An 11,250-nucleotide genomic window follows, 5' to 3' on the forward strand; every position below is an offset into this window, starting at 1 on the left:
CTGGTCTGACCAGTAAAACTTCCACTAACGGCGTCTCGAAAGTAGGAATGGTGTCGACTTATCTGAATGCTTATCCCGAAGGCCTGCCAATCGGCAACCAGTGGGTTCCGTGTGGAGAGGGCGTTGATATTGTCTTCCCCTACGACTCCTCGGTGGTTGCCACAGCACCGGTGGGAAGCGTGGAAGATGCCGAGCACGCCTTGAATGCCGCCGAGCAAGTTGCGGCCGAGGTCGAACACCTGAGCACTGGTACGCGCCGTGCCATTTTGTCATCCGTGCATGATCGGCTGGCGGAGCATCGCGGCGAACTGGAGAACCTTCTGGTCCTGGAAACCGGGAAGCCATTGGTTGACTGCCGGGTGGAAGTAGCTCGAACCCTCACCACTTGGTCTTCGGCGGCCGAAGAAGTCGCCCACATTCATGGCGAGACGGTGCCGCTGGATCTGCAGCCCGCAGGCGAAGGCATGATGGGCTTCTGGGTTCGCAAACCGGCAGGAATTGTCATAGGCATCGCGGGCTTCAACTACCCGCTGCTGCTGGCAAGCCACAAGCTGGCACCGGCCATCGCCGCTGGATGCCCGATCATCCTCAAGCCGGCGCCCAATACTCCGCTCGCCACATTATGGGCCGTGCACATCATCCGCGAGGTCCTGGCTGAATACGGCGTTGGCCGTAGCGCAGTCCAGCTTGTCACCGGCGGCATCGATGTGGGCGAGCGGCTGGTGGGCGATCCACGCTCGGCGGTGGTTTCCTTCACCGGTTCCGCCGCCGTCGGACATCAGATCGCCAGGAATGCCGCACCACGTAAAACCGTGCTCGAGCTTGGCTCCAATACCGGGTTCATCGTCGCGGCGGATGCCAGCATTCCAGATGCCGTAGACGCTGTGCTCCGCGGTGGGTTCTATGCCAACGGCCAGGCCTGCATCTCCATCCAGCGTGTATTGCTGGACCAGGAAATAGCCCAGGAGTTCCAGACCCATCTTCTGGCGCGGATCAAGGAAGTTGTTGTAGGTGACCCGCGCGCCGCAGACACCCGGGTAGCGCCGGTCATCAATGAGGCGTCAACCCAACGGATTCTGGGCTGGCTCAACGATGCCGTAGAACGAGGCGCTCAAGTGCTGGCAGGTGGCGCACTCGAAGGACGGTCCCTTCAGCCGACCGTGGTTCGCGACGTCCCGAGGGACCTGGCGTTATGGAGCGAAGAGATCTTCGGACCGGTTGTCTGCCTGGAAACGGTTCCCGATCTTGATACGGCTTTTGAAGTGCTCAACGACTCCCGGTATGGATTGCAGGCCGCCATCTACAGCAGCTCGCTCAACACAGCTTTCCGCGCTATCGACACGCTCAAGGTCGGCGGAGTGGTTGTCAATGAGATCCCCGGTTTCAGGTCCGACATCATGCCATATGGAGGAGTCAAGGATTCCGGCATCGGCCGTGAAGGCCCTCGCTTCGCCATCGAGGAATTCACGGTCACGCGCATGGCCCTGATTCGTCCCTAAACACCTGCACAGAAAGAAGCCCTCGTGGACTACACACAGTTATTCCAGTTCTCCTCACGCCGCGTTCTGGTAATCGGAGCCGGCAGCGGCATCGGACGCGAAGCAGCCCTTGCCCTCAACGCCCACAATGCCCAGGTCATCTGCGCAGATCTCAACGAAGAAGCAGCTCAAGAGACAGCAAGCATGCTAGGCGACACCGCGACGGCCATCAAGCTCAACGTCCTGGACCAGGAAGCAGTCCAAGCAGCCGCAGAAAAGTACCAAGACATCTCCGCTCTGGTGTTCACCGCCGCGATGAACGTGCGCAAGCGCATTGTCGATTACACCATGGATGAATTCGACAAAGTCGTGAACTTGAATCTGCGCGCCTCGTTCTCGCTGATCCAGGCCTTCGCTCCCCGCCTGGCAGCCAATGGCGGCGGGTCCATCATCGGCGTGGCTTCAATCCGCGCTTCCGTTGTAGAGCCCGGACAGAGCGTCTACTCGGCAACCAAGGCCGCACTCGTGCAGCTGGTCCGTACAGCAGCCGCAGAATTCGGCGAGCACGCGGTACGCGTGAATGTCATCGCCCCGGGCGTAGTTGAAACCCCGCTGACCGCGCAAATCAAGGCCAATGAAGAATGGTACAACGCCTACGCCAATAAGAGCGCCCTTGGGCGGTGGGCCAAACCAGAGGAAATGGCTGGCGCCATCGTCTACTTGGCTTCCGACGCTTCGAGCTTCGTGACCGGTTCCGTGCTCAGCGTTGATGGCGGCTGGACCGCCATCGACGGACGTTTCACACCGCCGAACTGATCCGGATCAGGGAGGAAACAGCCCATGGCACAGCTACCCCAGTCGGCAGATGCCCCCAAAGCACGGGCATTCGAAGCCATCGTGAACCACATCGAGCAACAGGTGCTCTCCGGCGAGCTCAAAGCCGGCGAGCACCTTCCGGGCGAACGCGAACTGGTGACGACCTTCCAGGTCAGCCGCTCCTCGGTTCGCGAAGCCATGCGCGTGCTGGAAAGCAACGGGATGATAGCCTCTCGTCCAGGCGATCCCCGCGGGGCAGTGATCATGGCGCCGACCTCCGTCCCGTTGCGGAAAATGATCAGCAGGCTGGCCGCAACCTCGGCCTCAAGCCTCGCTGATCTGCTGATCTACCGCATGACCCTGGAGTCATCTGCCAACTCGCTGGCCGCCACGAGGCGTACCGAAGCCGACCTGCTGCAGCTCGAAAAGGCCATGGCCCGGATGCGCGCGGCCCGGACACAAGGCCAGGAATCCTTCAGCAATGCAGACTTGGATTTCCATGATGTTGTGGCCAACGCCAGCGGCCACGCGCTCTTGCGTATTTCTGCGCAAGCCGTACGCGACTCCATTGAGCAGCTCATTGCCACAAACATTGAGCAGAGCGCAGATGATCACGCGCTGATGCAACGCACCATTGACCACCATGCCCGGGTATTCCAGGCAATCCGCGACCAGAATGCCCACTTGGCGGAGCACTTGGCGCGTAGCAGCCTCTTCGAGTATTACGGACATCTGCTGGCGGAGGAAGAACGAACCGCCTTGTCCGCTCTTGCCTCCTTCGGCAGCACCACCGGATAGCAGGACTGCCGAGAACTACTCCAGCTCCAGCCAATTGGGTACAGCGGTTGCAGGCCGCTGCGATTCGTACCAACTGGCAGCCTTCAGCACCTGGCCATCTGCTCCTACCCGCCCGGAGAGCTGCACGCCGATGGGCTTTCCGTCACTGGTGAATCCGCAGTTCACTGTTGCAGCTGGCTGCCCGGACATGTTGTAGGGAACGGTAAAGCCGATGTGGCTCATCGTGGCGTGAGGATCAGGATGCGGCATGGGTTGCTCGGCAGGGAAGGCCGCCATCGGGGACACCGGAGAAATCACGATGTCGAATGCGTTGGTGGCGGCAATCGTCGCCTTCTGCATCTGGTCAATGGCCCCGAAGTTCCTGATGGTATCCGCGCCATCATACTTCCCGCCATCGGTGCACCACGCGACGATATAGTCCAGCACCTTGGACTGTTCTGTTGCTGGAAGCTCCCGGTAGTCCGCCAGCGATCGTGTCCGCCAAAAACCATCCAGCCGGTCAAGCATCTGTTGATCAATGAAGGGATTGAGCACTTCCACCTGTGCCCCGGAAGATGCGAAGAGATCAGCGACAGTGGAAACGGCCGCAACGATTTCCGGCTCGACGGCCGCGCCGGCGTTGGCATCGAGGTGGACGGCGACTTTCAGGCCCCGCACGTCGATAGGTTCCGCCGTCCAGTCCATGGCCGGATAAGGCCTGGTCGTATAATCCCGAAGATCGGGTTGAGCGAGAATCGACATGAACAGGGCGATATCGGCGACGCTGCGGCCCATCGGCCCCGCGGCCCTGCCGATATACGGAATATCCAGCGGTATCAGGCCGGCGCTCGGCTTGAGCGTGGCCAACGCCTGCCATCCGCCCGGCAGCCGGATCGAGCCTCCAATATCCGTGCCGACATGCAATGGCCCGTAGCCTGCAGCTGCCGCGGCCCCGGCCCCGGCACTGGATCCGCCGGTGGTCCAATCCGGATTCCACGCGCTGCGGGTAATACCGTGCAGGCTGGATACTCCGGAGGAGAGCATGCCCCAGTCCGGCATGGTGGTGGAGCCGACGATGACCGCTCCGGCTTCCAGAATCCGATCGGTGATCGGAGCGTTCTGCGCGGGCACCTTGGGGTTGGCCAGCGCGGTTCCCGAGGGCATCGGAATACCCTTCCGGGCAATATTCTCCTTGACCGTGACCGGCACTCCATCCAAGGCACCTCGGGGTGCTCCGCTGGCCCAGCGTTGCCCGCTCTGCTCGGCTTGGCGCAGCACATCCTGGGGGTCGAACTTGTACAGCGCGTTGAGAACCGGCTCGCGTTCCTCGACACGGCTGATCACCGAGCGGGCGACCTCCACGGGTGATAGTTCGCGCGCGGCGTAGGCGGCACCGAGTTCTCGAGCCGAGAGCTGGTGCAGCGCTGTGGAATGCTCTGATATTTGTGACATGTGAACCTCTCGATGTACGCGGTGTTCCTAGCGAGTCGCTAGTTCCTCGCGAAGCGACATTGATGAATTCACCAACGTACGGGTGTAGCTGTGCTGCGGATTGTCATAGATTTGCCCGGTGGTTCCGCTCTCGACGATCTCTCCGTGGTTCATCACCACAACGTTGTCGCAGATATAGCGCACGACAGAGAGGTCATGGGAGACGAAGACCAAGGTCAGCTGATAGTCATCGACCAGATCGGAGAGCAGGTTGAGCACCTGGGCCCTGACCGAGACATCCAGCGCGCTCACAGGCTCATCAGCGACGAGCACCTTGGGCTCGCAGATCAATGCCCGGGCAATGGAGATCCTCTGGCGCTGCCCGCCGGAGAACTGGTGCGGGAAGCGTTCAGCGGCATCGGCCGGCAGCCCCACCGCACCGAGCATGTCAGCCACCTGTTTCCGGAGCTTGGCGCTGTCGACCTTTTGCCCCGGAGCCAGCAAAGGCTCGGCAATGATGTCCCGGACTTTCATGCGTGGATCCAGGGACCCCATGGGATCCTGGAAAACGATCTGCAATTGCTGGCGCAGTTGCAGCAGGTTTTTTTCCTTGGCACCAGCGATTTGGTTGCCGGCCACTTGCACACTGCCTGAGGTCGGCTGGTCGAGCCCGGCGAGAATTCGCAGCAGGGTTGACTTCCCGGATCCCGATTCGCCCACGACGCCAAATCGTTGGCCTGCGGCCACGTCGAAGGAAATGCCTCGCAGCGCTTGCACTTCGCCCGGCTTGCCAAAGAGCGACGTGCGGCCCACCGGGTAGGTGCGGACAAGATCCTTGACGCTGATCACCGGTTCCTTGCCGCCAGCGGCAACTTGCTGATCTGGCTCCCAAACCCTGGTTTCGGCGATGGCTTCTGGCAGCGGATCATCCAGCGATGGCGGCACATAGGCCGCGGCCGAGGCCACCGTGAATAGCCGTCCATCGGCATCGGTGGCATTCAAATCCGAGGCTGCCAGCAGGCCGCGCGTATAGGGATGCTGCGGGTTGCTGAAGACTTCTTCGGTGCTTCCCTCTTCGACAATGTACCCATTGTTCATCACCAGAACCCGGTCGCAGACATTGGCCACCACAGACAAGTCATGGGTGATGAACAGCAATCCGGTGCCGCGTTCGGCCACGGATTCCTGGATCAAATCCAACACCTGGCGTTGCACCGTCACATCCAGTGCTGTCGTCGGCTCATCGCACAGCAGCAGCCCCGGATCATTGGCCAGCGCCATGGCGAGCATGGCGCGTTGCCGCTGGCCGCCCGAAAGCTGATGCGGATAAGACCGGGCGGCGCGTTCAGGATCCGGCAATTTGACCGAAGCCAGCAGTTCAATGGCACGTTGGCGCGCTTCAGCCTTGCTGCCCACGCTCTTGTGCGTGCTCATGATCTCCGCGACCTGCTTCCCCACCTTCATCAAGGGGTTCAAAGCGGTCAGCGGTTCCTGGAATACCATGGCCATGTCCTTGCCACGGATCTTCTGCAGTTCCTTGTCACTGGCCTCCAACAGGTTTCCGGAATGGCCGGCCAATTGGATCGACCCCTGGGCGCTGACTCCCTCGGGCAACAGGCCCATCAACGCAGAAGTGGTCATCGACTTGCCGGAACCGGATTCGCCGATCAGGCCGACCCGGTCCCCGCGTTTCATGCTCAGGTTGAAGTCCGTGACCAAGGTGCGGGTCTTGGTCTTGATCGTCAGGCTGGAGACCTCCAGCAGATTAGAGCGCGCGTCGTTGTCTGCCATGGTTAGCGCTCTCCGTTCAGTTTGGGGTCGAACCGGTCACGCAAGCCGTCGCCCAGCAGGGTGAAGCCCAAAACAGCCGTTGCGATCGCGATACCTGGCCAGACCGCCAGCATCGGGTAGGTGCCGAGGAACTGCTGCGATTCCTGGAGCATGCGTCCCCAGGATGGGACCGGTGGCGGGGTGCCCAGCCCGAGGAAGGACAATGCCGCTTCAGCCAGTACAGCGATGGCAAAGGAGACGGAGCACTGGACGACAACCATGCCGATGATATTGGGCAAGACGTGGCGCCTGGCGATCCTCCAGCTGCTTTGGCTCGCTGCCTTGGCCGCCATGATGTATTCGGTGCTCATCACCTGCAGTGTTCCGCTGCGGGCAACGCGGGCGAAGCCAGGTATCGATCCGATGCCGATGGCCAGCATGGCGGTCAGGGTGCTGGCCCCGAACACCGCGCCGAACATGATGGCTACCAGCAGCGCCGGAAAAGCCAGCAGGATATCGGCGCCGCGCATGGTGATTTCCTCGGTCACCCCACCGCGCATCCCGGCCAGGATGCCCAGCGGGGTGCCGATCAGCAAGGCAATGCCGACTGCGACGAGGCCGACCAGCAAGGTGATGCGTGCCCCGTAGAGCACCCCTGAAAACACGTCACGGCCATATCGATCGGTGCCCATCAGATGCTGGGCGCTTGCACCTTGCAAACGGTCGGCGGGGACCGCTTGGACAGGATCATAGGGGGTCCAGATAAAGGAGACCAGGGCCGCGATCAGCACCAGGGCGACGAGCGTGCCGCCCACGATCAACGTCGATGACAGCTTGCGCTTGGCAGGCTTGGCCACCACTTGTTCCTGTGTCATTACGCTCCCTTTCTGATGCGCGGATCAAGGATCGTGTAGAGCACGTCGACGAGCAGATTGATGATCAGCGTGATGGCTACGAGCACCATGACTACCGATTGGACGGTGAGCAGATCGCGGTTTCCGACGGCATCGAGCAGCATGGATCCCAAACCGGGAATGACGAAGACCCGTTCAATGACGACGGCTCCGATGATCAATGCCGCCAGCTGCACGCTGGTGACGGTCAGCACCGGAATCGAGGCATTGCGCAGGCCGTGCTTGACCAGGGCCTGCAGCTTGCCCAGCCCTTTGGACCGGGCGGTGCGCAGATAGTCTTCGCTCATGACTTCCATGACTGCCGAACGGACATACCGGGTGAGGATGGCACCCTGGACCGAGGCCAGGGCGAGCACCGGCAAGATCACGCGCGCCAGGAAATCGGCAAAATCAACGCCGGGCGGGGTCCACCCGTTGGCCGGCAGCCAGCCCAGTCCCACCGCGAACACCACGACCAGCAGAATTCCGGCGAGGAAGTTGGGAACGGCGACTCCCAGCTGGCTGATTCCGCTAATTACGATGCCGCTGGGGTTGCGGTGTTTGACCGCCGCGTAGGTTCCGAAGGGCACCGCAATAGCCAAGGCCACGATCATCGCCAAGACGACAAGGATCAGGCTCACCTGCACCCGGTCCAGGATCAGCGGACTGATATCTTGCCGCGTGACATACGAGGTGCCGAAGTCGCCAAACGGCAGACCCAGCGCCCAGTCGAAGTACTGGACGATCAGCGGACGGTCCGTGCCGAATTCCGCGCGGGTCTTGGCCAACAGCTCTGGCGTCGCATTCACGCCCAAGGCGATCTGGGCAGGATCACCGGGGATGGCTCTCATGAAGAAGAACACCGCCACGGTAGCCACCACATACGTGACGGCGAATCTCGCCACATTAATCAGTATTCGAAGTCCCATCAGCGATTCCCCTCAGGCATCGGCAGCTTGTCAGTTCCAGCCGATTTCGGTCAGGTCCAGCGCTTCGGTGACGGAGTTTTCTGGAATTCCAGTGACTCCCGACTTGGCGACAACGATGTTCGGGAAGATGAACAGGGTGTCCGCGGCAGCGTCGTCGACGATGGTGCGTACGACCTGCTTCATCCCGTCAACGTAGCCGCCTTCATCGGCCGCATCGGCTGTGGCCGCCAGGTCCTTGATCTTCGAGTTGTCGTAGCCCAGGTAGTAGTCCGGATTATTGAACATGGCCAGGACATCGCGGCTTTCCACCGCCAGGACTACCGACATCTGGTAATCCTTTTTGGTGAAGACCTGGTCCAGCCATACCGCAGGGAATTCGGCGGATTCGATACTTGCCTTGATGCCCACATCGGCCAGCTGGGAGACGACGATTTCGGACACCGCGGTGGCGTAAGGACGGGTCGGCACGGTGAACGTCACGCTGAGGTCTTCTGCCCCCGCTTCCTTCAAAAGCTTCTTGGCTTTCTCGGGATCGTAGGGGTAAACGTCATTGAGGTCTTCGTAGTACGGATCAGTGGTCGGCACTGGCCCGCCGACGACGGTTCCATAGCCATTCCACGCCGTATCGACGACGGCCTGGCGATCGATGGCATGCATGACCGCTTGGCGGACTCGCTTGTCATCAAATGGGGCTTTCTTGTTGTTCATCGACAACACGATTTCTCCGTTGGAGGTTCCCTCCAGCACCTGGAACTGGTCATTGGATTCAAAGGAGGAAAGCAGTTCCGGGGACTGCATGTTGTAGACGACGTCCACGTCACCGGATTGCAAGGCGTTGGTGGTCGCCACCGCGTCCGCGAAATAGCGCAGCGTCGCCTTCTCGACTGCTGGCTTTTCGCCCCAGTAGTCCTCGCGCGTGGCGAAGTCGATGGACTGGCCGCGGTTCCATGCCTCGATTTCATAAGGGCCGGTGCCGATGGCGGTGCTGGCCAAGTCGTCCACGCCGCTCGGGTCGAACATGGCTCCGACCAGTGTTCCCATGTCGAAGAGCCAGGCATTGCTCGGCTTCTTGAGGGTGACCGCCACTTCGGTGTCGCTGACGACTTTCACCGAATCGACGATGTCCATCTTGGCTTTCAGGCTGGAGACCCAGGCATCGGATTTGACCCTGTCGATGCTGAATTTGACGTCATCGGCGGTGAATGCTTCGCCGTTGGAAAACGTGACGCCGTCTCGAAGTTTGAACGTGTAGGTCTTGTTGCCGTTGCTCAGTTCCCACGATTCTGCCAGCAGGGGCTGGATCTTGCCTTCCTGGTCGATCTCGACCAGTCCTTCGTAGACATTGGACATGAGCGCCTGGGGAATAGCTGCGCCCGCGGTCGTGGTGAAATCGAGGTTGACCGGCTCTCCAGTCAATGCCACTGTGACCGAAGTCTTCTGGCTAGCGTCGTCGGTCGCGGTCGAGCTTGATCCGGCAGAGCACGCGCTCAAGGCCAGCGTGCCAACTAGTGCTGTGGTAACCAACCGGCAGAGGTTTTTCTTCGAGCTCATGATTCTCCATCGTTCAACGTGCCAATGAGTGATGTGATCCATGAAACACCATCCATGCTGATATTTCTACTAAGTTTTCTGGTCTTACCAGTTTGAGAAGTTTTCGATTTTGCATGTTCTTGAAGCGACAGCTGGGATATCTTTGTCCTCAACCGAGTGTTTTCGATCCAAGGAAGGCTCCACATGAGCAAGCTGACTTTTACGCCGGCCGTGCCAACGCTGACCTACGAGCGAGTTGTCCAGCAGATCGAAGAAGCGATCCTGTCCAAGGAGATCAAGCCGGGGCAGCATCTGCCCAGCGAACGCGAGCTGATGACGCAGTTCTCGGTCAGCCGTCCCACGGTGCGCGAGGCACTGCGAGTTCTTCAGAGCCAGGGGCTGATCGCATCCAAACCCGGTGGACGCAGCGGTCCGGTCGTCCTGCCGGTATCCACGGATCACCTGGGACGATCCTTCGCCAACCTCACCCGGATCACTTCACTGTCGCTCGACGAGCTGGTGCAATTCCGCATCGTTTTGGAAAGCTCCGCCTGCCAGCTCGCCGCCGTGATGCACAACGATGAGCAGCTGGCCGCGATGCGCGACGCCGTCGAACGCATGGAAGTCGAATCCAGCACCGGTTCCGATTCATTCAACCGGGCCGATCTGGATTTCCACGCCGCGGTATGGGAAGCCAGCCACAACAGCATCCTGCGGATCTGCGGCGAGGCAGTGGCCGGCGCGATCCTGCAGGTCATGAACGATCAAATGAGCCATGCCGATAACGAGACGCGGGCAATGAAAAAAGTCGTCTCCCTGGACCGCGCCATATTCGATGCCATCGAAGCCGGTGATCCGGTCGCAGCGGGCGACGCGGCCAAAACTGCGATCTCCTCCTACTTCCGCAAGAGCTTGGATGAGCAAGGACTGCTAGGCGTGCAGGCCCTCACCGAAAAACGGTAGCCGCCGGTCCTCCATCGGCATCGGCATCGGCAGGTCACAGCATCTTGCGCATGATCAACCGCGGCATTCGGCTGGCCACCGCATCGCTGATGCCCACCACTTCGAAGCCGGCTTCCTCGAACATTGTGCGGGTCCCGACAAAGGCCATGGTCAAATCCATCCGGCCTTCGGGGTCCACAGGGTAGGCTTCCACCGCAGGAGCGCCCAGGCTCTTGGCGTAGCCCAGCGCACCGAGCACCATCTGGCGGTTCACTCCCCTGCGCCTGTAGCCGGCGCGCACCACCATGCAGATGATGCTCCACACCTTCAGCTCATCCACGGGCCGGATCAGCTTCGAGTTCTCCAGCCTGGGGATCTGCGCCCGCGGCGAGATGCTGCACCACCCCACCGGCTGGTCCTCAAGATAGGCGATGACTCCCGGGGCGATCTCCTCTCGGGCCAGCGAGCACATCGCTTCATAGCGGTCTTCTCCGCCGCGTTCCCGGATTTCCCGGGCACTGAGCCGGTGGGACAAGCACCAGCAGTGCTTCTGCCGATGATTCGGATTCACCACCGCGGCAAAGTCTTCCATCCGCGACTCGGTCAGCGGTTCGATTCTCAGGGATTGGACGGTATCCATGCCATCATCTTGCGCTCAAACACGATCCATCGCCAGAGGCCCCG

At 60.9% G+C, this 11,250-nt stretch carries 10 protein-coding genes; 4 read left to right on the top strand and 6 right to left on the bottom strand.

Annotated features, from left to right (window positions below; translation table 11 throughout):
• Window positions 1-47: 47 nt before the first annotated feature.
• Genes OF385_RS14255 through OF385_RS14265 form a run of 3 tightly spaced genes read left to right on the top strand, consistent with a single transcriptional unit; the run spans window position 48 to window position 3,092 of the window.
• Window positions 48-1,499 carry an aldehyde dehydrogenase family protein gene (locus OF385_RS14255; RefSeq protein ID WP_264275968.1) on the top strand — a complete coding sequence of 484 codons (1,452 nt, stop codon included), beginning with the start codon at window positions 48-50 and terminating at the stop codon, window positions 1,497-1,499.
• 24 nt (window positions 1,500-1,523) lie between these two features.
• Window positions 1,524-2,294: an SDR family NAD(P)-dependent oxidoreductase gene (locus OF385_RS14260; RefSeq protein ID WP_264275969.1), complete on the top strand. Its 771-nt coding sequence runs from the start codon at window positions 1,524-1,526 to the stop codon at window positions 2,292-2,294.
• Window positions 2,295-2,318: 24 nt separating this feature from the next.
• Window positions 2,319-3,092 carry a FadR/GntR family transcriptional regulator gene (locus OF385_RS14265; RefSeq protein ID WP_264275970.1) on the top strand — a complete coding sequence of 258 codons (774 nt, stop codon included), beginning with the start codon at window positions 2,319-2,321 and terminating at the stop codon, window positions 3,090-3,092.
• Window positions 3,093-3,107: 15 nt separating this feature from the next.
• On the opposite strand, the gene OF385_RS14270 is transcribed toward OF385_RS14265, so the two are convergent.
• Genes OF385_RS14270 through OF385_RS14290 form a run of 5 tightly spaced genes read right to left on the bottom strand, consistent with a single transcriptional unit; the run spans window position 3,108 to window position 9,645 of the window.
• Complete coding sequence (locus OF385_RS14270; protein ID WP_264275971.1) at window positions 3,108-4,523, bottom strand: amidase; 1,416 nt, start codon at window positions 4,521-4,523, stop codon at window positions 3,108-3,110.
• Between the two features lie 27 nt (window positions 4,524-4,550).
• The gene (locus tag OF385_RS14275) at window positions 4,551-6,293 is read right to left on the bottom strand and encodes a dipeptide ABC transporter ATP-binding protein (RefSeq protein WP_264275972.1); all 1,743 of its coding nucleotides are present in this window, start codon (window positions 6,291-6,293) and stop codon (window positions 4,551-4,553) included.
• Between the two features lie 2 nt (window positions 6,294-6,295).
• Window positions 6,296-7,147, bottom strand: a complete 852-nt coding sequence (locus tag OF385_RS14280) for an ABC transporter permease (RefSeq protein ID WP_264275973.1) — start codon at window positions 7,145-7,147, stop codon at window positions 6,296-6,298.
• On the bottom strand, window positions 7,147-8,094 hold the full coding sequence (locus OF385_RS14285; protein ID WP_264275974.1) for an ABC transporter permease: 948 nt from the start codon (window positions 8,092-8,094) through the stop codon (window positions 7,147-7,149). The genes OF385_RS14280 and OF385_RS14285 overlap by 1 nt, the downstream gene beginning before the upstream one ends.
• Before the next feature lie 30 nt (window positions 8,095-8,124).
• A complete protein-coding gene (locus OF385_RS14290) occupies window positions 8,125-9,645 on the bottom strand; it encodes an ABC transporter substrate-binding protein (RefSeq protein ID WP_264275975.1) in 1,521 nt (506 codons plus the stop codon).
• 183 nt (window positions 9,646-9,828) lie between these two features.
• On the opposite strand from OF385_RS14290, the gene OF385_RS14295 reads away from it, so the two are divergent.
• Window positions 9,829-10,587 carry a FadR/GntR family transcriptional regulator gene (locus OF385_RS14295; RefSeq protein WP_264275976.1) on the top strand — a complete coding sequence of 253 codons (759 nt, stop codon included), beginning with the start codon at window positions 9,829-9,831 and terminating at the stop codon, window positions 10,585-10,587.
• A 34-nt stretch (window positions 10,588-10,621) separates the two neighbouring features.
• Here the strand turns inward: OF385_RS14295 and OF385_RS14300 are convergent, their stop codons facing one another.
• Window positions 10,622-11,206, bottom strand: a complete 585-nt coding sequence (locus OF385_RS14300) for a GNAT family N-acetyltransferase (protein WP_264275977.1) — start codon at window positions 11,204-11,206, stop codon at window positions 10,622-10,624.
• Window positions 11,207-11,250 lie beyond the last annotated feature (44 nt).

It is taken from the genome of Glutamicibacter sp. JL.03c, assembly GCF_025854375.1.
GTDB lineage: Bacteria > Actinomycetota > Actinomycetes > Actinomycetales > Micrococcaceae > Glutamicibacter.

What these genes read in the sequence shown, in the direction of transcription:
- OF385_RS14255 (WP_264275968.1), top strand. Translation starts at nt 48, where the DNA reads ATGGTGTCGACTTATCTGAATGCTTATCCCGAAGGCCTGCCAATCGGC.
- OF385_RS14265 (WP_264275970.1), top strand. Translation starts at nt 2,319, where the DNA reads ATGGCACAGCTACCCCAGTCGGCAGATGCCCCCAAAGCACGGGCATTC.
- OF385_RS14270 (WP_264275971.1), bottom strand. Translation starts at nt 4,523, where the DNA reads ATGTCACAAATATCAGAGCATTCCACAGCGCTGCACCAGCTCTCGGCT.
- OF385_RS14275 (WP_264275972.1), bottom strand. Translation starts at nt 6,293, where the DNA reads ATGGCAGACAACGACGCGCGCTCTAATCTGCTGGAGGTCTCCAGCCTG.
- OF385_RS14280 (WP_264275973.1), bottom strand. Translation starts at nt 7,147, where the DNA reads ATGACACAGGAACAAGTGGTGGCCAAGCCTGCCAAGCGCAAGCTGTCA.
- OF385_RS14285 (WP_264275974.1), bottom strand. Translation starts at nt 8,094, where the DNA reads ATGGGACTTCGAATACTGATTAATGTGGCGAGATTCGCCGTCACGTAT.
- OF385_RS14290 (WP_264275975.1), bottom strand. Translation starts at nt 9,645, where the DNA reads ATGAGCTCGAAGAAAAACCTCTGCCGGTTGGTTACCACAGCACTAGTT.
- OF385_RS14295 (WP_264275976.1), top strand. Translation starts at nt 9,829, where the DNA reads ATGAGCAAGCTGACTTTTACGCCGGCCGTGCCAACGCTGACCTACGAG.
- OF385_RS14300 (WP_264275977.1), bottom strand. Translation starts at nt 11,206, where the DNA reads ATGGATACCGTCCAATCCCTGAGAATCGAACCGCTGACCGAGTCGCGG.